General features: G+C 66.0%; 23 protein-coding genes. 8 read left to right on the top strand and 15 right to left on the bottom strand.

What is annotated here, in order from left to right; genetic code table 11:
• The first annotated feature begins 476 nt into the window (after positions 1-476).
• Both GTZ97_RS11485 and GTZ97_RS11480 read left to right on the top strand, forming a co-directional pair.
• Complete coding sequence (locus GTZ97_RS11485) at positions 477-698, top strand: helix-turn-helix domain-containing protein (protein ID WP_236651155.1); 222 nt, start codon at positions 477-479, stop codon at positions 696-698.
• Between the two features lie 403 nt (positions 699-1,101).
• Positions 1,102-1,815, top strand: coding sequence for a helix-turn-helix domain-containing protein (locus GTZ97_RS11480; RefSeq protein ID WP_161650759.1), 714 nt, complete (start codon positions 1,102-1,104; stop codon positions 1,813-1,815).
• A gap of 102 nt (positions 1,816-1,917) precedes the next feature.
• Here GTZ97_RS11480 and GTZ97_RS11475 read toward each other — a convergent pair whose 3' ends face one another.
• The 4 genes from GTZ97_RS11475 to GTZ97_RS11460 form a co-directional block, all read right to left on the bottom strand.
• Complete coding sequence (locus GTZ97_RS11475) at positions 1,918-2,760, bottom strand: mechanosensitive ion channel family protein (RefSeq protein ID WP_161650758.1); 843 nt, start codon at positions 2,758-2,760, stop codon at positions 1,918-1,920.
• Complete coding sequence (locus GTZ97_RS11470; protein ID WP_161650757.1) at positions 2,682-3,278, bottom strand: BON domain-containing protein; 597 nt, start codon at positions 3,276-3,278, stop codon at positions 2,682-2,684. The genes GTZ97_RS11475 and GTZ97_RS11470 overlap by 79 nt, the downstream gene beginning before the upstream one ends.
• A gap of 47 nt (positions 3,279-3,325) precedes the next feature.
• Complete coding sequence (locus tag GTZ97_RS11465) at positions 3,326-3,844, bottom strand: DUF421 domain-containing protein (RefSeq protein ID WP_161650756.1); 519 nt, start codon at positions 3,842-3,844, stop codon at positions 3,326-3,328.
• 110 nt (positions 3,845-3,954) lie between these two features.
• The gene (locus tag GTZ97_RS11460; protein WP_161650755.1) at positions 3,955-4,311 is read right to left on the bottom strand and encodes an Mpo1-like protein; all 357 of its coding nucleotides are present in this window, start codon (positions 4,309-4,311) and stop codon (positions 3,955-3,957) included.
• 105 nt (positions 4,312-4,416) lie between these two features.
• Between GTZ97_RS11460 and purT the strand changes: the two genes are divergently transcribed.
• On the top strand, positions 4,417-5,664 hold the full coding sequence (gene purT / locus GTZ97_RS11455; protein WP_161650754.1) for a formate-dependent phosphoribosylglycinamide formyltransferase: 1,248 nt from the start codon (positions 4,417-4,419) through the stop codon (positions 5,662-5,664).
• Positions 5,665-5,668: 4 nt separating this feature from the next.
• Here purT and GTZ97_RS11450 read toward each other — a convergent pair whose 3' ends face one another.
• A complete protein-coding gene (locus tag GTZ97_RS11450; protein ID WP_161650753.1) occupies positions 5,669-6,460 on the bottom strand; it encodes a Crp/Fnr family transcriptional regulator in 792 nt (263 codons plus the stop codon).
• 149 nt (positions 6,461-6,609) lie between these two features.
• Here GTZ97_RS11450 and GTZ97_RS11445 point away from each other — a divergent pair, with 149 nt between their 5' ends.
• Positions 6,610-6,927 (top strand): HigA family addiction module antitoxin, encoded by a 318-nt coding sequence (locus GTZ97_RS11445; protein ID WP_161650752.1) that lies wholly within the window; start codon positions 6,610-6,612, stop codon positions 6,925-6,927.
• 127 nt (positions 6,928-7,054) lie between these two features.
• Here GTZ97_RS11445 and GTZ97_RS11440 read toward each other — a convergent pair whose 3' ends face one another.
• The 5 genes from GTZ97_RS11440 to GTZ97_RS11420 are packed head-to-tail and all read right to left on the bottom strand — an operon-like array spanning position 7,055 to position 11,141.
• Positions 7,055-8,554, bottom strand: coding sequence for an AMP nucleosidase (locus GTZ97_RS11440; RefSeq protein ID WP_161650751.1), 1,500 nt, complete (start codon positions 8,552-8,554; stop codon positions 7,055-7,057).
• A gap of 50 nt (positions 8,555-8,604) precedes the next feature.
• Positions 8,605-9,030 (bottom strand): ExbD/TolR family protein, encoded by a 426-nt coding sequence (locus tag GTZ97_RS11435; protein ID WP_161650750.1) that lies wholly within the window; start codon positions 9,028-9,030, stop codon positions 8,605-8,607.
• A 7-nt stretch (positions 9,031-9,037) separates the two neighbouring features.
• Positions 9,038-9,691 carry a MotA/TolQ/ExbB proton channel family protein gene (locus GTZ97_RS11430; RefSeq protein WP_161650749.1) on the bottom strand — a complete coding sequence of 218 codons (654 nt, stop codon included), beginning with the start codon at positions 9,689-9,691 and terminating at the stop codon, positions 9,038-9,040.
• A gap of 27 nt (positions 9,692-9,718) precedes the next feature.
• Entirely contained in the window at positions 9,719-10,549 is an 831-nt protein-coding gene (gene dapB / locus GTZ97_RS11425; protein ID WP_161650748.1) for a 4-hydroxy-tetrahydrodipicolinate reductase, read from the bottom strand.
• Between the two features lie 46 nt (positions 10,550-10,595).
• Positions 10,596-11,141 carry an outer membrane protein assembly factor BamE gene (locus GTZ97_RS11420; protein WP_236651154.1) on the bottom strand — a complete coding sequence of 182 codons (546 nt, stop codon included), beginning with the start codon at positions 11,139-11,141 and terminating at the stop codon, positions 10,596-10,598.
• Between the two features lie 131 nt (positions 11,142-11,272).
• On the opposite strand from GTZ97_RS11420, the gene fur reads away from it, so the two are divergent.
• The gene (gene fur / locus GTZ97_RS11415) at positions 11,273-11,740 is read left to right on the top strand and encodes a ferric iron uptake transcriptional regulator (RefSeq protein WP_161650747.1); all 468 of its coding nucleotides are present in this window, start codon (positions 11,273-11,275) and stop codon (positions 11,738-11,740) included.
• A gap of 36 nt (positions 11,741-11,776) precedes the next feature.
• Here the strand turns inward: fur and hprK are convergent, their stop codons facing one another.
• The 4 genes from hprK to GTZ97_RS11395 form a co-directional block, all read right to left on the bottom strand.
• Positions 11,777-12,739, bottom strand: a complete 963-nt coding sequence (gene hprK / locus GTZ97_RS11410; RefSeq protein ID WP_330863598.1) for an HPr(Ser) kinase/phosphatase — start codon at positions 12,737-12,739, stop codon at positions 11,777-11,779.
• Positions 12,740-12,743: 4 nt separating this feature from the next.
• Complete coding sequence (locus GTZ97_RS11405; protein WP_161650746.1) at positions 12,744-13,214, bottom strand: PTS sugar transporter subunit IIA; 471 nt, start codon at positions 13,212-13,214, stop codon at positions 12,744-12,746.
• A 344-nt stretch (positions 13,215-13,558) separates the two neighbouring features.
• On the bottom strand, positions 13,559-13,909 hold the full coding sequence (gene hpf / locus GTZ97_RS11400) for a ribosome hibernation-promoting factor, HPF/YfiA family (protein ID WP_161650745.1): 351 nt from the start codon (positions 13,907-13,909) through the stop codon (positions 13,559-13,561).
• A gap of 245 nt (positions 13,910-14,154) precedes the next feature.
• On the bottom strand, positions 14,155-15,420 hold the full coding sequence (locus GTZ97_RS11395; protein ID WP_330863597.1) for an MFS transporter: 1,266 nt from the start codon (positions 15,418-15,420) through the stop codon (positions 14,155-14,157).
• An 18-nt stretch (positions 15,421-15,438) separates the two neighbouring features.
• Between GTZ97_RS11395 and GTZ97_RS11390 the strand changes: the two genes are divergently transcribed.
• The gene (locus tag GTZ97_RS11390) at positions 15,439-17,274 is read left to right on the top strand and encodes a PglL family O-oligosaccharyltransferase (protein ID WP_236651153.1); all 1,836 of its coding nucleotides are present in this window, start codon (positions 15,439-15,441) and stop codon (positions 17,272-17,274) included.
• On the opposite strand, the gene moaC is transcribed toward GTZ97_RS11390, so the two are convergent.
• Positions 17,232-17,750: a cyclic pyranopterin monophosphate synthase MoaC gene (moaC, locus tag GTZ97_RS11385; RefSeq protein ID WP_161650742.1), complete on the bottom strand. Its 519-nt coding sequence runs from the start codon at positions 17,748-17,750 to the stop codon at positions 17,232-17,234. The genes GTZ97_RS11390 and moaC overlap by 43 nt on opposite strands.
• Before the next feature lie 101 nt (positions 17,751-17,851).
• Between moaC and GTZ97_RS11380 the strand changes: the two genes are divergently transcribed.
• Both GTZ97_RS11380 and GTZ97_RS11375 read left to right on the top strand, forming a co-directional pair.
• Positions 17,852-19,492: a M48 family metalloprotease gene (locus GTZ97_RS11380; protein WP_161650741.1), complete on the top strand. Its 1,641-nt coding sequence runs from the start codon at positions 17,852-17,854 to the stop codon at positions 19,490-19,492.
• 116 nt (positions 19,493-19,608) lie between these two features.
• Entirely contained in the window at positions 19,609-19,821 is a 213-nt protein-coding gene (locus GTZ97_RS11375; RefSeq protein ID WP_161650740.1) for a hypothetical protein, read from the top strand.
• Positions 19,822-19,889: the final 68 nt, after the last annotated feature.

Below are 19,889 nucleotides of genomic sequence, written 5' to 3'. Positions count from 1 at the left end.
GCGGTCCGCGTCACGCAGCACCGCAACCATTTGCTCTTCGGTGAATCGACTCTTTCTCATGGGCTCCTCGCAGGATGGGAGCCATCTTCCCAGGAATCACTGGAGCGAAGAAACCGGGCAGGTCAGCTCGACTCCACGAACAGCACGTTCGCGAACACCTTGCTGAACAGCCCTTGGCGCACCGCTATGACCTGTGCTGACCAGAGGCACCCCCGCCCTTGCGGCAGAGTTGCAACACGTAGAGGCACCTTCACCCCAAACGCAATGGGCGCGAGCCCGGGTGGGCTTGCGAGTCGATCCAGCATGGCACTCCCTTCGGGGCGGGTGCTACTGGGCCCTCCCGGCAGCGCGTAAGCGAACGCCCCAAGGGCATGATTCTAGGCCAAGTGCTACTTATAGTCTGTAGACCTATAGTCATCTAAATTGGATTCTCGCGGGCAATGTCAATAGCCCGCAAGTCCACCGAAACAGCGCGCATGCGCTTCGCCAGGTTGCTCAAAACCGAGCGGCTGGCCAGAGGCATCAGCCAGGAAGCCCTGGCTGAGCTGGCTGGAATGCATCGCACCTACGTGGGATCTGTGGAGCGCGGGGAGCGCAACATCGCCGTGGACAACATGGAGGCGTTGGCGAATGCGATGGGGTTGGATGTGAGCGAGTTGCTCGTGCCGCTCCCGAGCCACTCGACGCGTCAAACGTGACCAGTGCGATCACTTCAGTTCATGAACGCCCTCTGAGAGCGTTTCGTGAACTAAGATAAAATCACCAAGAACTGATTAAAATCACCTTAAGCTGTTGATTTTTATAGACTTTACCCTGAAATCAGCTCAAATTCATCTGCACCTGATTCTAGATAGAAAAGGCGACAGGCAATAAATTTCGGTCTCATCGGCTTTACCGCTGTGGAAAGGATCGAACGATGGACAAGGAATTGGTGCAGTTCTTTTTGAATTGGTTGAGCTCGAATGCCCCAGCACTCGTGCAATTGCTGAGCGCGCTTGCTCCGGTAGTAGCTCTCGCGGTCGTGGGGTACGCGCTCCATGTCACCCACAAGAGCCGGGGATCGAAATGATCAGGAAGACGAAGTGGCATCGACTCCCAACCGTGCTGGTCTTGGAAGCCTTGCCCGCGCTCAGCTGGAGCAAGAGCGAAGGACAGAAGCCGGCCGCTGAAACAGCCGCCCTCATGCTGTACGTTGCCCTCAACTTCATGGTCACGACCTCACAGGACGAGTCCGGCCAGTTCCACGCTGTAGCGGATGGAACGTATGTCGCGCTCGGTGAGGCGACGGGCCTGTCGAGAGCTTTGATCGCCGAGGGATTGCAGCGACTTCAAGGACTCGGCCTGATCCACCCCGAAGGCTCACATCAGAAGCGCCGGTATCGGATCACCTGGCCACAAGAGCACCGCTTCTTCAAACTGCCATGTCAGGCGATCGTCAAGGACGGCTCGATCACAGCATTCAAGACGTTTAACTTGCGCTCGAAGCACGAGCTGCATGCGTTGAAGCTGTTCCTTTACCTTGCGGCAATCAGGAACAACTACCTGACCTACTCGATGGCCTCATACGAAAAGATCTATGAGCGCACCAGGATCCCAGAACGCGACGTACGGAGGGCCATCGGTTTACTGATTGGGGCGGGTTTGCTCGAAGGCGTCGATCGAGAGCACTCGCACACCAGAAGTGTGAACGAACCCAACAAGTACTTCCTGAAGGGCTGCACAACGCTGGTCAACACGGCTTCGAGCACAACCTCGACTGTCGTGAGCGATACAGCTGCAAACACGCACATCCCGCCTGGCGGCGACCTCTTTTGAAAAGTCACAAGTCCAAGATCTAGCGTCGTATCTTCAAAGTTGTTGACAAGTTCCAAAGCTTGTATGACGTGGACCTCGATTGGAGCTACCTCCACGGGCTGTTTACACTTCAAAGGTCAACACAAGCGCGCTGATCTGAAAGCAACGTTGGGGCGCGCGGGCTTCACTCCCGGGGCGCATCGGGTTTGAGGAGATTGGTACCTGCGGTTCTCTGCTGCTCCTGCGCGACCTGCGCGTCAACCGCATCCTCCACAGACCGCTCGTCCAAGGCGGCGGGCGGCTCGCCCTGCCTTCGAGGGGCAGCACCCTCGGTCTGAGCCAACTGCAGCCGGTAAGTCGGTTCTGGCAAATCGATTCGCCAGCGTCCAGCGCGTCCTTGACAAGCCGGATGGCTTCGCTGCGCAACCGGAAATAGCCTGCCTCTCGCTGGTCGAACCACGCACTGAACTCGATCGTGACGCTGGACTCGGCCAACTCCGTCACCAGCGCAAGCGGCGGCGGTTCCGGCAATACGCCCGGCAAGCTCCGCAATGCCTCAATCCCGATGCGCCGGGCTCGCACGATGTCCTCGCGGGTGCCGATACCCACACGAAAGCCGAAGCGCCGTTGCGGGTTGCGGGTGTAGTTGAGGATCACCCCTTTGAACACCAGCGCGTTTGGCAAGCGCAGGTGATTGCCGTCCAGCGTGATCAAGTTGGTTGACCGAATGGTCAGCGCTGCCACCTTGCCTTCGTGTCCGTCAATGACGACATGGTCCGCGGGCGCAAACGGCTGACGCAAGCTCAACAGCAGCCCGGCGATGTAGTTCTCCACCACATCGCGCAGCGCAAACCCCAGCGCCAAGCCGACCAATCCGGCCGTCCCGATCACCGCGCTGATGAGGGCTGTGGCATCAAGCAACTCCAGGGCGATGACCAAACCCAACAACACCGCTGCGATGCGCACGGTCTGGCGCAGCAGATCGAGCAGAAACGGATGCCCCCCGCCAACCGGCTGAGTACTCGCCGCTCCCCCACCCATCGACCCAGCCATGCCGTGACCCAGATCAGTACGATGGCCACGACGAGCAGCGGCAACGCGCCCACAGCCTGTTCCGCCAGCGCCTTGACGCGCACCAAAGCCGGTCTCAGCCGTACGGCGAGCGACGTATCCAGGCGCAACTGGTCATCCACCTCGACGATACCTCGAATGCCTCGCGCCAGTTTGCGGGCCCGCAGGCGGTCGTCTTCGTTCGGAACTTCTCCTTGCAACGTGGCCACGCCGGCCTGGACTTGCACTTCCACCCGCCGCAGCCCGTCAATACGTGACATCCGGGCAAGCAGCTCCCGTTGCAGTTGCGCATCTTGCTGGGCGATCAGGGCGGCCTCTTCCGAGGCCGCCGACGTTGCCGCTTGCGACAGCGGCTCAGCTGGCGCGCTTTGCGCGTGTGCGAAGGCCCAAAAAAGAACACCTGCGGCGCACATCAGCCATGCCCTGAGCAGACACCACCGCAGGGGAGCCGGGCGCCGTTTCACGACGCCCTTCCCCCCTGGACGCCTTCCAGCGCACCTTGTGGCGGCGAGGCCGATCTGCCAATGACGCTCATGCTGCCGTCTGTCTCCAACACGACCGCTGCGACCCGGCTCAAGTCTCGGTAACCATGCTGGCGAGCCACCGCTCGAACCTCGTCGGCGGTGACGCGCTCACGGCGCATGGCGTCATCAAGGAACCGCCCTCCCACGAACAGGAGACGCGGTTCGGCTTTGATCCAGGCGGAGACACGACAAGACCGGACGGACAGCCAAGTCAGCGCCCATTGCAAGCCGATCAACAAGGCCAGCGCCGTGACGCCTTCAAGGAGCGCCACGTCCTTGGACAGCAAAATCGTAGCCAGTGTGGAGCCAAGCGCGACCGTCACCACCAGGTCGAAGGCATTGAGCTTGGACAGCGTGCGTTTTCCGGTGACGCGCAACATGGCGACGAGGGCCAGATATGCCAGCGCGCCTAGCACCACGATGCGGCCGAGCGGCAACCAACCATCAAAAAACATGGACGGACCTCCATCCGCCCACTCGTCGTCCGACCACCGGACACCGCAATGAGGCGAGCGGCCGATCAGGACGGCAATCGGCGTGCCGCCCAGGGTCCTGCACGGCCCGATTACCAGGGCAGCTTGCGCGTCAGCACCTGCCAGAACATCACCCAATCGCCCATGAGGCTGTAGCCGGGGTAGGTGAAAGTGGCCGGGCGGTTCTTCTCGAAAAAGAAGTGGCCCACCCAGGCAAAACCGTAACCCGCCACGGGCACGGCCAGCAGGCCCCACCAGGTGCGGGTGCCGATCGCCCAGGCCAGGATGGCCAACACGATGAGCGAGCCGACCACATGCAGGCGCCGGCAGGTCGGATCGACGTGCTGCGACAGGTAGAACGGATAAAACTCCGCAAACGAGCGGTAGCGCTGGCCATCCGCGGGCGGAGGCGCGTCGATGACGAGCGTGGCGGAACGGGGCGATTTCATGCGCATGAGCGTGTCACAAACTGGGTCCAAGGGCAAGCGGGCCTGTCCGGGGGCCACCGAACTTGGCCCACAATGCCAGCACGTTGACACGCAGCCTTGCCCGCCATGACCACTCCGGCCCTCACCCTTCCTCTCGGTACGCCTCTGTCGCCTTCGGCCACCCGCGTGATGCTGCTGGGCGCGGGCGAGCTGGGCAAGGAGGTTCTGATCGCGCTGCAGCGGCTGGGCGTCGAGACCATCGCGGTCGACCGCTACGACCATGCGCCCGGCCAGCAGGTGGCCCACCACAGCCGGACCATCGCGATGAGCGACCCGCAGGCGCTGCGCGCGCTGATCGAGGCTGAGCGCCCGCATCTGGTCGTGCCCGAGATCGAGGCCATCGCCACGCCGGAGCTGGAGGCGCTGGAAGCCGAGGGAGCCGTGCGCGTCATCCCGACGGCGCGCGCCGCACGCCTGACGATGGACCGTGAGGGCATCCGCCGTCTGGCCGCCGAGACGCTGGGCCTGCCCACCAGCCCCTATCGCTTCTGCGATTCGCTGGCCGAGCTGCAAGCCGCCATCGACGGCACGGACGGCCAACCGGGCATCGGCTACCCCTGTGTGGTCAAACCTGTGATGAGCTCGTCGGGCAAGGGCCAGAGCAAGCTGGATGGCCCCGCGGATGTGGCCCCTGCGTGGGACTACGCGATGCAGGGCGGACGCGTCAGCCACGGGCGCGTGATCGTCGAGGGCTTCATCGACTTCGACTACGAGATCACGCAGCTCACCGTGCGCGCCGCTGGCACGGGTGCCCAACAGGGTGAGGTGATGACCCACTTCTGCGACCCGATCGGCCACATCCAGGTCAGCGGCGATTACGTGGAGAGCTGGCAGCCCCACCCCATGCACCCCGAAGCCCTGCGCAAGGCACGTCAGATCGCCCAGGCCGTGACCGACAACCTGGGCGGCCAGGGGCTGTTCGGGGTGGAGCTGTTCGTCAAGGGTGAACAGGTGTGGTTCAGCGAAGTGAGCCCACGCCCGCACGACACCGGTCTGGTCACGCTGTGCACCCAGGTGCAAAGCGAGTTCGAACTGCACGCGCGCGCCATCCTTGGGCTGCCGGTGGACACCCGGCTGCGCAGCCCCGGAGCCTCTGCCGTCATCTACGGCGGCGTCGACGCGCAGGCCGTGGTGTTCGAGGGCGTGGCCGAGGCGCTGGCCGAGCCGGGGACCGACATCCGGCTGTTCGGCAAGCCGGAAAGCTTCGTCAAACGCCGCATGGGCGTGGCCCTGGCCGCGAACACCGACGTGGAAGCCGCCCGACAGCAGGCCAAGGCAGCGGCCGCACGGGTCAAGGTGCGCCCGGCCCCCTGAGCGCTCAGCGCAGCGCCTCGCCCCCCGGCAGGGCCGTCGGCACGGCCAACTCTGCAAAGCCGGCGGTCAAGGCGTCCATTTCCAGGTCACCTGCGCGGGCCACCAGGCCGGCCAAGTCGGCGATCTCCAGCTCGGCATAGCCCAGGCGCAGCAAACCCTCGCGCTCGAGCGCGCGCAACGCCTTGTTGACCGTCTGGCGCGACACACCCAACATGCTGGCCAGATACTCCTGGGGCAGGCGTACACGTCGGCGCCAGTGGGCTGGCGTGGTCTGACCAAAATTACTGACGGCCAGCACCAGGCGGCGAGCCAGTTGCTGCTCCACGGGCAGCGTGGCGTGGTCCTCGGCCGCGGCCAGCATCAGACGCAGCTTGCTACAGGCCAGGCGGGACAGGTCGCGCCAGTGCGCCGGGTGGGCGTCCAGCCAAGGCTCCAGCCGGCTGCGCGGCACGACCAACACGATGCTGTCCAGATCGGCCACCGCATCCTGCGCCCGGGGCTGCCGGTCGATCACCGTGACTTCGCCAAACCAGTGATAGGGCTCAAGGTACATCAGCAGCCGCTGGGCCCCGTTACGCGGGTTGATCGAGCCCAGGCGCACGGCCCCGGCCACCACGCAGCACAGCCCCGCATCGTCGTCGCCGCGCACGAACAGCGTTTCGCCAGCCTCCAGATGATGGAGACGGCCCAGCACCAGCAAGGCTTGCTGAAACGCGGGCGCGCAACTGGCGAACCACAGGTGACTGCGCAACGCGGGCAGCAGGCTGGCGGAAGCGGACTCGGTGCGGGTCGTCATGAACGTTGAACGATGAACGGTGTAGGGATATACCCGCATACCCCCCGAAATGGTTAGATGCGGCGCATCAGATTGTCCAGCAAGCGACAATCAGAATCACCCAAAGCTCATAGGATTGCACGCAGTATCGACGAAACCACCGTAAAGCGATGAACAAGTCACAAGCAATGCACCCCGGCGCCATCCTGCGCACGCAGTTCATGGAGAAGCACGGCTTGTCGGCCAGTGGCCTGGCCATTCGGCTGCACGTGCCTGCCCCCCGCGTGAACGACATCGTGCGTGAGCGTCGCGGCATCAGTCCGGATTCCGCTCTGCGTCTGGCGCGCTTCTTCGGCACCACACCGCAATACTGGATGGACCTGCAGACGGCCTACGATCTGCGTGTGGCCGAAGAGCAGGCTGGCGATCAGGTCCGTCAAGAAATCAATCCGATCCAGGCTGCCGCCAACGTTCCGCTCGCCGCCTGAGTCGTGTCGGCGGCTGCTCGCCGCCGTCGTATTCGCATCACCCCCCGAAGGGGGTGTTTGCCAGGCGACACCTTGAACGTCGCCGCCAAACCCTCACCCTTTCGGGGAGGGTTCTTTTTTTTGGGCCCTACTGGAACGCCACTTCGGCGAAGCTGCGCAGCTTGCGGCTGTGCAGTTGCCCGCCCTGATTGGCCCGCAGGCGCTCGATGGCACGCAGGCCGATGCGCAGGTGCTGATCCACCCGCTCCCGGTAGAACTGGTTGGCCATGCCGGGCAGCTTGAGTTCACCGTGCAACGGCTTGTCGCTGACGCACAGCAGCGTGCCATAGGGCACGCGGAAGCGGAAACCATTGGCCGCGATCGTGGCGCTCTCCATGTCCAGCGCGATGGCCCGGCTCTGGCTGAAGCGCCGCTCGGGCTCGCGCTGGGGCAGCAGCTCCCAATTGCGGTTGTCGGTCGAGGCGACGGTACCGGTGCGCATGATGCGCTTGAGCTCGTAGCCATGCAGCTGTGTCACATCGGCCACCGCGCCTTCCAGCGCGAGCTGGATTTCCGCCAGCGGCGGGATGGGCACCCACAGCGGCAGGTCTTCGTCCAGCACGTGGTCTTCACGCACATAGCCATGGGCCAGCACGTAGTCGCCCAGTTGCTGCGAATTGCGCAGCCCCGCACAGTGGCCCAGCATGATCCAGGCGTGCGGGCGCAGCACAGCGATGTGGTCGGTGATGGTCTTGGCGTTGGCCGGCCCGACGCCGATGTTGACCATGGTCACGCCCGTGCGGTCGCGCCGCACCAGGTGGTAGGCCGGCATCTGCGGCAGGCGCGGCGGGGCCAGGCCTACGCGCCAATCCGGATCCGGCGTGACGCCCACCCGCCAGGTCACCACATTGCCCGGCTCCACCAGGGCGATGCAGTCATCGTCATCCCGGGGGTTGGCCGGATCGGGCGCGCGGCCCATCAGCTCATGGCCCAGCCGGATGAACTCGTCGATGTAGAACTGGTAGTTCGTGAACAGCACGAAGTTCTGGAAATGCTCGGGCGAGGTGCCGGTGTAGTGGCGCAGGCGGTGCAGCGAGTAATCGATGCGGGGCGCCGTGAACAGGGACAACGGACGCGCCGCGCCCCCGCGCACCTCGTAGGTGCCGTTGGCGATGCCATCGTCCATGGCGGCCAGATCGGGCAGATCAAACAGGTCGCGTAGCAGCACGCGGCGGTCGCTGCTCAGGTTGCCTTCGAGGTGTTGGTCTTCAGCCAGGCAGAAATGAACGGGAATGGGCTCGCCGCTGAGCCCGACTTCGAGCTGCACGCCGTGGTTGCCCAGCAGCAGCTGGAACTGGTGACGCAGGTAGTCGGCGTACAGATCGGGCCGCGTGACGGTGGTCTCGTAAAAGCCCGGCCCGGCCACAAAGCCATACGACAGGCGCGAGTCCGCATGGGCCACCGTGTCGATGTGGATGCGCACGAACGGGTACTTGGCGCGCACGTTGTGGCGGAAGCTCTCGCCCGCGACAAAGCGCCGCAGGTGGTCGCGCAGATACTGGATCTGGCCGTCATACAGCTGCTGCACATAGGCCAGGGCAGCATCGGCGTTGTCAAAGCGCTGGGAGGGGTACTTGGGAGTCGACATGGTGAGCGGCTGGGACGGTGTCCCCCATTGTGCCGCTCATTGCACGCCGCTCATTGTGGCGCGCTCGTCTCGGTGATGAAGGCGATGCGGCTGAGCCCGGCCTGTTGCAGCAGCGCCATCAGCTCGGCGACACGTTCGTAGCGCACGGCTTTGTCCACCCGCAGGTGCACTTCGGTGTCCGGCCGCCCGTCGGCACGGGCGCGGGCCTGCGCCGCGAGCGCCTCGGCGGTGATGAACTGGTCATCCAGAAAGAACCTGCCATCGGCGGCCAGCGCAACATCGAGCGTGGCCCCCGGTTCGTTGGGCGCCGCGGGCGCGTCGGTGGCCGGCAGGTCGAGCTTGAGGCGCGACTGCATCAGCGGCGCAGTCAGCATGAACAAGATGAGCAGCACCAGCATGACGTCGATCAGCGGCGTCATGTTGATGTCGCTCATGGGCGGGTGCCCCTGCTCACGTTCGAGTCGGCCGAATGCCATGGACGGCTCACCGCTGACGCAAGGCCAGCACGGTCTCGCGCAGGTCATGCGCGAAGCCTTCGAGATCGGCCTCGCTGGCCGTGACCAGCTTGCCAAACACGTTGTAGGCGATCACCGCGGGGATGGCCACGGCCAGACCGGCCGCCGTCATCACCAGCGCCTCGCCAACGGGGCCAGCGATCTGGTCGATGCTGGCCGAGCCTTCGGCACTGATGCGCACCATGGCGTGGTAGATGCCCCAGACGGTACCCAGCAGCCCCACGAACGGGGCCACGGCGCCGACCGACGCCAGCCACACCAGCCCCACGCGCAACTCGCCCAGCACGGCGTGCAGCGCATCGCGCAGCGCGCGGGTGAGCTGGGCCCCCGGCTCGGCACGCGCACCCAGCGAGGCCGGATCGACCGGGGCATGCGCGGCATCGGCCAGGGGCAGCAGCACGGCTTCACGGTCTGCACCGGCCAGCAACTCACGACCGGCCTGCACATCCGGGGCGGCCCAGTAGCGCGGCGGCACGCTGGCCAGATCCTGACGCACGCGGCGCAGCGCCCAGCCCTTCCACAGGATGATGACCCACGACCCGATCGACATCACCAGCAGGATCAGGGCGACGGCGCGCGAGACCGCATCGCCCTGCTCCCAATACATCCACAGGTTGCCCATGTGTGCCTCAGCTTGGTGGCGATCGGCTTACTTCAGGCCGAGCACGTCGTCCATGCCGAACAGGCCATGGGGCTGGTGCGCCAGAAAGCGCACGGCGCGCAGGCTGCCCTGTGCATAGGTGGCGCGGCTGGACGACTTGTGCGTGATCTCGATGCGCTCGCCGATGCCGGCAAACAGCACGGTGTGGTCGCCCACAACGTCGCCGCCGCGGATGGTGGCAAAGCCGATGGTGCTCGGGTCGCGCTCACCTGTGACGCCTTCGCGGCCATAGACGGCGCATTCCTTGAGGTCGCGGCCCACGGCCTCGGCAACCACCTCGCCCATCTTCAGGGCTGTGCCGCTGGGTGCATCGACCTTGTGGCGATGGTGGGCCTCGATGATCTCGATGTCGTAGCCTTCTTTCAGGGCCTTGGCCGCCTGGGCCAGCAGCTTGAAGACGACGTTGACGCCCACGGCCATGTTGGGCGCCATCACGATGGCGATGTCGCGGGCCGCATCCTGGATCTCGGCCTTCTGCTCGTCGGTGAAGCCGGTGGTGCCGATCACCATCTTCACGCCCAGTTCACGGCACGCCTTCAGATGGGCCATGGTGCCTTCGGGGCGGGTGAAATCGATCAGGTAGCCGGCCTGGGCCAGGCCCTGTCGCAGGTCGGCCGTGATGGCCACCCCGCTGCTGATGCCCAGGAATGCTGCAGCATCGGCACCCACGGCAGGACTGGTGGGCACATCCAGCGCGCCGGCCAGGCGGGCATCGGGCGCGTTGGTCACGGCCTCGACCAGCATGCGGCCCATGCGGCCGGAAGCGCCGGCAATGGCGATGCGATGGAAGGCGTCAGAGGAGGAAGCAGCAGCGGTCATGCGGCAGGGGCCACGCGGGCCGGTGAAGAATCAGAAGGAGGAACGATCAGGGCTGGCCGCGCTCGAGCGGCGGGTAGGTGCGCACGGCGCCTTCGGGGGCTTTGCGCACCACCTCGGCCTTCGGGGGCGCTGGCAAGGCCGCCACCTGTTCGGGCGTCAGATCGGGCTTGGGGTTACGCCCTTTGACCGGGCGGTCGATCGAGGCCACGAACTCGCGCTCAGACGGCATCTCGCCGGCCTCGAAACGGGCCACGGTGTCACCGTTGAAGTGCACCGTCACGCGGCGCTTCTGGTCGGGTACGCCCTGGCGACGGATGGTGAAGACATAGTCCCAGCGGTCGGCGTGGAAGGGGTCGGCCAGCAGCGGCGTGCCCAGGATCTCGCGCACCTGCAGGCGGCCCAGGCCGGGCTGGATCTGGGCCAGCACCTCTTGCGTGACCACATTGCCCTGTACCACATCAATGCGGTAGGGCGTGAGCAGGCCGAAGAGCGTCTCAGGGTTGCGCCAGGACGTCTGCGATGTGCTGCAGCCGGTCAGCAAAAGGGCGGGCAGCACGAGGGCCCAGGCACGGCGGGTCGGGATCAGCATCATGGCGTGACAGCAAAGGGGTCCAGCGTCTGCCCAGGACAAGGGCCGACGCATCGTCAGGATTTCGGCAAGCCGATATCATTGGGCATTCTAGCGGTGGCCGCAGCGGGCTGCCTGCATGTCCGGAGACCGCCATGAACCAAGCAGAAGAACTCAAGAGCAGCGGCCTGAAAGCCACCCTCCCCCGCATCAAGATCCTGGAGGTCTTCCAGCAGGCCGAACAGCGCCACATGACGGCGGAAGACGTCTACAAGGTGTTGCTCAAGGAGGGCTCCGACATTGGGCTGGCCACCGTTTACCGCGTGCTGATGCAGTTCGAGCAGGCCGGATTGCTGTCGCGCAACCACTTCGAAGCCGGCAAGGCCGTGTTCGAGCTCAATGAAGGCAAACACCATGACCACCTCGTGTGCGTGAGCTGCGGGCGGGTTGAAGAGTTCTACGACGCCGAGATCGAACGCCGCCAGCAACAGATCGCCGAAGAGCGAGGCTACAAGCTGCACGACCACGCGTTGTCACTCTATGTGGTGTGCAATCGGCCCGAGTGCCAGAACAAGGTCGGCCAGGGTGGCGCGCTGCGCCACCACGGGCATCACCACGGCTGAATGGCAAGCAGGGCCCGCCCCGGGGCCCGGCGCGGCTTACATGCCGCCACGCTCCATCGCGCGCTGGTGGCGCTCGATGAATTCCTTGTAGGTGTCGATGCCACGCAATTGCAGCACGGTGTTGCGCACGGCGGCTTCGACCAGCACGGCCAGGTTGCGGCCGGCGTCCACCGCGATCACCACCTTGCGGATGGGCACGTCCATCACCTCTTCGAACAGCGGCTCGTAAGGCAGGCGTTCGAACTCGCGCTCCATCGTCTCCTTGCGCACCAGGTGCACGATGAGCTTGAGGCGCATCTTGCGGCGCACGGCCGTCTCACCAAAGATGGCCTTGATGTCGAGCAGGCCGATGCCGCGCACTTCCAGCAGGTTCTGCAGCAGCTCGGGGCAGCGGCCCTCGATGGCAGTGCGCGAGACGCGGTACAGGTCGACGGCGTCGTCGGCCACCAGGCCATGACCGCGCGAGATCAGCTCCAGGCCGAGTTCGCTCTTGCCCAGGCCCGATTCGCCCGTGAGCAGCACGCCCAGGCCCAGGATGTCCATGAACACACCGTGGCGGGTGATGCGCTCGGCAAAGTGCTGCGTGAGGTAGCTGCGCAGCACGTCGATGACGTGGCCGGCCGGCTCCTTGGTGACGAACAACGGGATCCCCGCACGGCCGCACATGGCCATCAGCTTGTCGGACGGCGCCTGACCGTCTGCCACGACGACCATGGGCGGGTCGAGCGTGACGATGCGCTGGATGCGGCGTTCCTGGTCTTCCGGGGTGGAGCTGGCGAAGTAGGCCGCTTCGCGCAGGCCCACGATCTGCACCCGGTAAGGGTGGATGTAGTTCAGGTAGCCGACCAGATCGGCCGCTGACTGGGCCGACTGCACGGCCGCTTCGTCGAAATGGCGCTCGGGGTTGGCATGACCAGCCACCCACTCCCAGCGCAACGCGGTGCGGTTGGCTTCGAACAGCGCCTCGGCGCTGATGATGGCGAGGTCCTTGAGGCTCACGGCGTCAGGCCACAGAGCGCAGGGGCTGCCAGGTCTCGATCAGGTGGTGCACCACGCCCGCGTCCTGCTCGGTCTTGAGCCGCTCGCGCAGGTCGCGGTCAGACAGGAGTTCGGCGATCTCGGAGAGGATCTCGAGGTGGCGCTGGGTGGCGGCCTCGGGGACGAGCAGGAAGATCAGCAGGCTGACAGGTTCGTCGTCGGGCGCATCGAACGGAATCGGCTGGCTCAACCGCACAACCGCCGCCAATGGATTCTTCAAACCCTTGATCCGACCATGAGGAATGGCCACGCCGTGTCCGAGGCCAGTGGAGCCCAGACGCTCACGCGCGAACAGGTTGTCGGTGACCGTGGCGCGCGCGATCGCGTGCTGGTTTTCAAACAGCAACCCTGCGTGCTCGAAGACGCGCTTCTTACTGCTGGCGTCCACGTCCACCAGCACCTGGCTGACGGGGAGGATGGCTGAGAGACGGTTCATCGTGTTTCAAGCGGGGGTGACGGACTGGCCTTGTTCCCGCTGCCGGGGTCGGATGAAGGGGCGAATTATAGAGACTGCTGGCGCCCGAAGGGCTGTCACGCTGTCCTCCATGTGCGGGATTCTGCACCCGATGCTGCACCGCAGCAAGGGGCATATTGCCCACATCCGACGCCGCGGTGCCCCACGTTCGGGCGGATGCATTCACTCTACGCCCCGCCCCGGGGCACATTTCATGAAAAACGGCCCCGAAGGGCCGTTAACTTGGTGCCTACCCGTGGCGGGCGACCCGGTCGCAGGTCGCACCAAGCACGCTGTTCGTGCTTGCGGCATCAGCGTGTCGTCTCTCAGGACGTGGCATCCAGGAACGCATCTTGCCGCTTGAGGGCGGCGTGGTGATGGTCCTGAACCTTGCTCTTGTGTCGACAGACCTGGCGGTCGAGTTTGTCGACGAGCTGATCAATGGCTGCGTAGAGGTCTTCGTGGGCGGTCTCGACAAAAATGTCCTTGCCCTTCATGTGGAGGTTGACTTCAGCCTTTTGGCGGCGGTCCTTTTCCTTTTGCTTTTCAACGGTGAGCAGAACGGCAATGTCGACGACTTGGTCAAAATGCCGCGTAACCCGATCGAGCTTGGTGAGCACGTACTCGCGCAGGGCGGGAGTCACTTCCAGGTGGTGGCCACTGATCGTCAGATTCATGCTGCCTCCTTTCGAGAGCAGAAACGTTGAAGACACCCGGCCGGCAAGTGCGACGGCGTACCGTCGTGGGGGCCATGCACGCGGGGTGCAAAGCCGCTCCGATGCCGTGTCGTCGACCCGTCAACCGGAAAACCAGTTTGCGCCTGTCGGCCCGAACTGGCAAGCCCGTCTGCTCGGTATTTGTATGGACTTGTCGTGATCCGTGAAGAAACGCCGAAGACCCTTGTCTTGCGTCAAGCACCTGTTCAAGTCCGAGCGCCTGGCGTCGAGACCGGGTCGCGTTGAACAGTGTGCAGGCGCAGGTGACCCACCCACCAGACCATGACCGCCGTGGTGGCCAACGCCAGCCAGCCGGCGCGGTCATAGCCCTGGACCAGGCCGTCGGGTGAGCGGCTGATGAACACGCCGCCCAGCCAGGCCGCCAGCCCCATGGCAGCCGACTGCAATGCGCTGTTGACGCTGATGAAAGAGCCCCGCAGCCGCGGCTCGGAGGCCACCGTCAGCAAGGCCATGCCGGGCACCATGCGGCCTGATACGAACATGAAGAAAGCCGTGGTGACGACAAGCAGCACGGCCAGCGGCACCACGGGCAGGTGGGTCAGCGCCAGCATGGGCAGCAGGGCCAGCAGGCTGACCAGCCGGAAAACCTGAACCTTGCCCCAGCGGTCGGCCAACCAGCCCCACAGCCGCGCCGAAAAGAAGGTGGCCACACCGCCCACGAAGTACACCAGCGGCACCTGCTCGGGCGCGAGGCCGACGTTCGTGGTGGTGTAGATCGTGATGTAAGGAATGATGGCAAAGCTGCCCATGACCATCAGCGCGGACAGGCCGAATGCACGCCAGTGGTTGCCGACCCGTAAAACGTGCACCAACTGGGTGAAGGCGGGCTGGGCCGACACGCCCGTAAGATGACCTTCGAGCACTGGCACCGAGCGCCATGCACCCAGCCAGATCAGCGTGGACAAAGCCGCGATGGCGAAAAACGGCGCGTGCCAGCCGAACTGGCTGGATAACCACAGCGAAAACGGCACCCCTGCCACAGTGGACAGCGAAAAGGCCGACATCACCACGCCCATGGCCTGGCCGCGGCGCTCGTAGGGCACGGCGTCGCCCACGATGGTCTGCACCAGCGCGCCGAGCACCCCGCCAAACACCCCGGCGGCCACACGGGCCACCAGCAAGGTGACGTAGGTGGGCGCCAGGCCGCAGGCCAGGGTGGCCAGCGCAAAGCCGGCGTAGAGGATCAACAGCGCGCGCTTTCGCTCGAAGCGATCGATCACCGTCGAGGCCGCGAGACCGGCGACTCCCGCGGCCAGCGAGTACGACGACACCAGCAGGCCGAACTGGGTGTCGGTGATGGCAAACAGGCGCGTGAGTTCGGGCCCCAGCGGCATCATGATCATGAAATCCACGATGTGCGTGAAGTTCACGGCAGCCAGGCTCCACAGCAAGAGGCGCTCGCGTACGAGCAGGGCCGGAACCGGGGGGAGGGAGGATTGAACGGGCTGCACGCCGGAGACAATAGCAGCATGAGCTTGACCCACGCTGCTGCCCCGACTTTGCCTGCGCGCCCGCTTGGATGGCCCCTGGCGGCGCTGGCGGTGCTTGCCCCCACCTTGCTGGCCGTGCATGAACCGCCATCGGTCACCTTCTACAACCAGGCGCTGGCCGTGTTCGGCTGGGGGTTGTGGCTGGTCGCCATGGGCAGTTGGCGGACTCCGTCGGACACGGTCGCGGGCCGCGACCTGGCGCACAGGGCCCTTCAGGCGCTGTGGGTGGTGGCCGCCGTGCAAACGCTGGCGGCGATCTGGGCCGTGTGGCAAGGGCCGTTGCCGCAAGGGCTGGGCTGGATGGGGGCGGGGCTGACATTGGCGGCGGCGTCCACAGCGCAGGCCGGCTGGCGCACGGGGGGGCAAGGCCGGCTGGCTGAGGGCGTGGCAGGCGCCTTCTTCGCCGCGTTGCTGGCCGCAGGGGCGGCAGGCGTGGCCATCGGCCTGCTGCAGGTCTTCGCGCCTGGCTGGGTGGACGGACACCTGCTGGCCAAGCCCACTGCGCCCGGCCGGGCCGTGGGCAACCTGCGGCAACCCAATCACTTCAGCAGCCTGCTGATCATGGCCAGCGCAGCCGCCGTGTGGCTCGGCGCCAGCCGGCGTGCACCGGCGCGTCCGATGCTGGCCCTGCTGGTGCTGTTCATCATCGGCGTGGTGCTGAGCGCTTCGCGCACCGGCATGGTGGCCACAGGCATGCTGGCCCTGTGGGGCCTGCTGGACCGGCAGCTGCCAACCCGCTGGCGTTGGGCCCTGCTGGCGTGTCCGGTCGTCTATGCCGCAGCCTGGGCGGGAATGTGGTGGTGGTCCAACCTCGATTCCGGCGTGGCGTTTGCCGCCAAGGCCCGGCTGAACGATGGCAGCGACATCTCCAGCTCACGCTTTGCGATCTGGGGCAACACGCTGGCCCTGGTGCGCGAGCATCCATGGGTCGGGGTGGGCTATGGCGCCTTCAACGTGGCGTGGACATTCACAGCGTTCCCCGACCGACCAAGAGCCTTCTTCGATCACACCCACAACCTGCCGCTGCAGTGGGCGGTGGAACTGGGCCTGCCGCTGGCCTTGCTGTTGACACTGCTGACCGCCTTGGCCTGGTTCGCGCTGGTGCGCCCGCTGGGCACGCGCATCCGGCCCACCCTTCCACCGACAGTGGGTGCGTGCGCGCTCATCGTGTCGGCCCTGGGCGTGCACAGCCTGTTGGAGTACCCGCTTTGGTACAGCCACTTCCTGTTGCCTGTGGCGTTCGCCTGGGGCCTGGGCCTGGCTGCTGTTTCGGCCGAGCGCCACCAGACGGCCGAGACGCGCGACACGCTTGTGACGTCAGCGTCATCGGCCGGCCGGCGAGCCCCTTGGCTGCGCGGCGCGGGCGTGGTCATGGCCCTCGGCGCGCTGTGGTGCAGCGTGGATTTCCGGCTGGCCGCAGACGTGTACGCGCCGATCAACCCGAGCGTGCCGCTGGCCGAGCGCATCAACACCAGCCAGGACCAGCCCTGGTGGGGCCACCAGGCCGACTATGCAGACGTCACCAGCAGACGCACGGACCGCAGTCCCCCGCCGCCTTCGGCGTTTGCGCACACGCTGATGAACTTGGTGGACGCACGGCTGATGGTGGCTTACGCCCGCTCACTGGACGCCCATGGCTACACCGATCAGGCTCGCGCGGTAGCCGACCGGCTGCGCGAATTCCATCATCCGATGGGCGAGGCATTCTTTGCGGCGTGTCGGGACGAGACTGCGGCGCCCCGACCCTTTCAGTGTGAACCGGCCCAGAGCGTTCACCCCTGGCGCACGTTGTTGCCCGATGCCCTGGTCCAGTGACCACTGCGTCCGCCTTGCTTCTCCTGCAAGCCCACGTCGGTGATCAGCATGCCGCGGTCCATGGCCTTGCACATGTCGTAGACAGTGAGCAAGGCGGCCTGCACGGCCACCAGCGCTTCCATCTCGACGCCGGTGGGGCCGACCGTCTGCACGGTCGCGGTGCACCCCAGGGCCACAAGACCGTCTTCGGCCGGCTCGGCCTGCACCACTGAGAACGCCACGGCCACGCGGGTCAGGGCAATGGGGTGACACAGCGGAATCCAGTCGGCGGTGCGTTTGGCACCCTGGATACCGGCGATGCGCGCCACACCCAGGACATCACCCTTGCCTGCTTCGCCTGCCTGAATGCGGCGCAAGGTCTCAGGCTGCATGCGGATGCAGCCCGAGGCCACGCCGAGACGCACGGTGGCGGGCTTGTCTGAGACGTCGACCATGTGGGCCTGGCCTTGCGCGTCGAAATGCGTGAGCTTGTCCATGGGTGTAAAGAATCGTGTGGAACGCGAACCGGCATGCCGCACAGCGGCTCGAACGGTCTGCTTCGAAGCATACTGTGCGCCTGACTGACGCCATCGTTTTCATGCAGATTCTTGCCCGCGCCACGCGCGCCCGCCTGCCCCGTAGAGGGCGCCTCCGTCTGGCTGCCTTATGTCTGACTGCGGCCGCCTGCGCAGCGCCAGCCGGACTCGCCCGCAGCGCGGCCGGTCACGTCGGGCCGGCGTCGGGCAGCCTCGTTCTGCCCGATCTTGGCGATGCGGCCGCAGCGGCCCTGTCGCCCACGGCCGAACGCCGCCTTGGCGATCGCATCATGCGCAGCATCCGGCGCGACCCAGCCTTGATCGACGACCCGCTGCTGCTGGAGTATGTTGAATCGCTGTGGCAGTCGCTGTTGCGCGCCGGGCGCCAGCGCGGTGACATTGGCACCGAACTGGATGCGGCGCACGCCTGGGAGGCTTTTCTCGTGCGCGACCGCTCGGTCAACGCCTTTGCGCTGCCCGGGGGCTACATCGGCGTGCACCTGGGGCTGGTGGCCATGACGGCCACCTCCGACGAGCTGGCCTCGGTGCTCGCCCACGAACTGGCCCACGTCACACAGCGCCACATCGCCCGCATGATCGGACAGCAGGCACAGATGTCCTGGGTGAGCGTGGCCTCGTTGCTGCTGGGCGTGCTTGCGGCCAGCAGCAATCCCGCGGCCGCGCAGGCCATGATTGCTGGCGGTCAGGCGGTGGCCATTCAGAACCAGCTCAACTTCTCGCGCGACATGGAGCGCGAAGCCGATCGCGTGGGTTTCGGCGTGCTGATGGAAGGTGGCTTCGACCCGGCGGGCATGGCCGGGATGTTCGAGCAACTGGCCCAGGCTTCACGGCTCAATGATGACGGCAGCTTCCCCTATCTGCGAACCCACCCGCTGACCACCGAGCGCATTGGCGAGGCGCGCGCACGCCTGGGCACGAGCGGCTGGGCAGGCACGGCACGCCGCCACAACGAGGTACTGGCCACACGCCATGCTTTGATGGCGGCGCGCGCGCGCGTGCTGGCCGACGTCAGGCAGGCAGCACTGCAAAGCGCCATGCGTCTGAGCGTGCGGCCCGATGCAGAACCGCTGAGCCAACTGGCCGCCCACTACACCCGCGCGGTGGCGCTGCAACGCGGCGGGCTGCATGACGACGCTGCTGCGGCCCTGCAGTCGGCGCGGCAAGCCGCGCGTCTGTTGCCCACGCCCGCCAGCGAGGCCGCAGAGCGTATCCTCATCCTGACTGAGGCCGAAGGGTTGCTCGCGGCGCGGCGCGCAGATGACGCGATGGCCCTGCTGTCCCGGCAGGTCGGGGCCCCGCGCGTAGGGATGAATGCCGCCTCCCGCCCGGAACGCATGCTGCTCGCCGAGGCAGCGCTGCAGGCCTCCGAAGCCCCGGCTGCGCTGCTTGAGGCAGCGGCCAGCCGGCTCGAGCTGGGCTTGGCCGACCGGCCGCAGGACGCCAGCGCCTGGGCGCTGCTGGCCCGAGCGTGGACGCGGTTAGGCCACCCGGTGCGTGCGGTACGCGCCGAAGCCGAGGCCGCCGCCGCGCTGGGCGACCTGCCCGGCGCGATCGACCGGGTGGAAGGCGCGCAGCGGCGTTTCCGCCAGCCCGACGCGGGCGACACCATCGAGCTGAGCGCCATGCTGGCACGCGCACGCGGCTGGCAGCGACAACTTCAGGAAGACCTGCGAGAGCGCTGACAGCGGAGGCAGATTAACCTCCTCGTCAGCAGGGTAATACTTGTGATGCGAATCATTCTCATTAAGAATGAATCCATCGCAACCCGATGTCCCGGCTCCCGTGAGCCGGCTCCGCTGTGGACCACCCCTCCCTCGCCCCTGTGAAGGCCCGCCTGCTGCATCTGCTGGACGAACTCGTCGGCCACGACGGCTACGGCTCGCTGCGGGTGGACGTGCGGCTGCTCAAGCGCGGCCAGAAAGAGGTGATCCTCGACTGCGGCAAGCAGCACCGGTTTGTGGTGGACGTGCCAGTGCGGGCGGATCAGCCGCCGCCAACGCCACGCCCCTGAATCTCGCCTGTCATCACACGCTGGTGTTGCCTTTGTGGGTAAGGAACACGGCCCCCTTTTTCACCAAG

This window comes from Aquabacterium fontiphilum (assembly GCF_009909205.1).
Classification (GTDB): domain Bacteria; phylum Pseudomonadota; class Gammaproteobacteria; order Burkholderiales; family Burkholderiaceae_C; genus Aquabacterium; species Aquabacterium fontiphilum.
This window is presented reverse-complemented; position numbering and strand designations above follow the sequence as displayed.

Excerpts from the sequence above, each read along its gene's own strand:
- GTZ97_RS11440 (WP_161650751.1), bottom strand. The coding sequence starts at position 8,554 with ATGTCGACTCCCAAGTACCCCTCCCAGCGCTTTGACAACGCCGATGCT.
- GTZ97_RS11405 (WP_161650746.1), bottom strand. The coding sequence starts at position 13,214 with ATGAACCGTCTCTCAGCCATCCTCCCCGTCAGCCAGGTGCTGGTGGAC.
- purT (WP_161650754.1), top strand. The coding sequence starts at position 4,417 with ATGACCACTCCGGCCCTCACCCTTCCTCTCGGTACGCCTCTGTCGCCT.
- GTZ97_RS11430 (WP_161650749.1), bottom strand. The coding sequence starts at position 9,691 with ATGGGCAACCTGTGGATGTATTGGGAGCAGGGCGATGCGGTCTCGCGC.
- GTZ97_RS11420 (WP_236651154.1), bottom strand. The coding sequence starts at position 11,141 with ATGATGCTGATCCCGACCCGCCGTGCCTGGGCCCTCGTGCTGCCCGCC.
- moaC (WP_161650742.1), bottom strand. The coding sequence starts at position 17,750 with ATGGACAAGCTCACGCATTTCGACGCGCAAGGCCAGGCCCACATGGTC.
- GTZ97_RS11380 (WP_161650741.1), top strand. The coding sequence starts at position 17,852 with ATGCAGATTCTTGCCCGCGCCACGCGCGCCCGCCTGCCCCGTAGAGGG.
- dapB (WP_161650748.1), bottom strand. The coding sequence starts at position 10,549 with ATGACCGCTGCTGCTTCCTCCTCTGACGCCTTCCATCGCATCGCCATT.
- GTZ97_RS11450 (WP_161650753.1), bottom strand. The coding sequence starts at position 6,460 with ATGACGACCCGCACCGAGTCCGCTTCCGCCAGCCTGCTGCCCGCGTTG.
- fur (WP_161650747.1), top strand. The coding sequence starts at position 11,273 with ATGAACCAAGCAGAAGAACTCAAGAGCAGCGGCCTGAAAGCCACCCTC.
- GTZ97_RS11485 (WP_236651155.1), top strand. The coding sequence starts at position 477 with ATGCGCTTCGCCAGGTTGCTCAAAACCGAGCGGCTGGCCAGAGGCATC.
- GTZ97_RS11465 (WP_161650756.1), bottom strand. The coding sequence starts at position 3,844 with ATGTTTTTTGATGGTTGGTTGCCGCTCGGCCGCATCGTGGTGCTAGGC.
- GTZ97_RS11470 (WP_161650757.1), bottom strand. The coding sequence starts at position 3,278 with ATGTGCGCCGCAGGTGTTCTTTTTTGGGCCTTCGCACACGCGCAAAGC.
- GTZ97_RS11390 (WP_236651153.1), top strand. The coding sequence starts at position 15,439 with ATGAGCTTGACCCACGCTGCTGCCCCGACTTTGCCTGCGCGCCCGCTT.
- GTZ97_RS11445 (WP_161650752.1), top strand. The coding sequence starts at position 6,610 with ATGAACAAGTCACAAGCAATGCACCCCGGCGCCATCCTGCGCACGCAG.
- GTZ97_RS11460 (WP_161650755.1), bottom strand. The coding sequence starts at position 4,311 with ATGAAATCGCCCCGTTCCGCCACGCTCGTCATCGACGCGCCTCCGCCC.
- GTZ97_RS11435 (WP_161650750.1), bottom strand. The coding sequence starts at position 9,030 with ATGGCATTCGGCCGACTCGAACGTGAGCAGGGGCACCCGCCCATGAGC.
- hpf (WP_161650745.1), bottom strand. The coding sequence starts at position 13,909 with ATGAATCTGACGATCAGTGGCCACCACCTGGAAGTGACTCCCGCCCTG.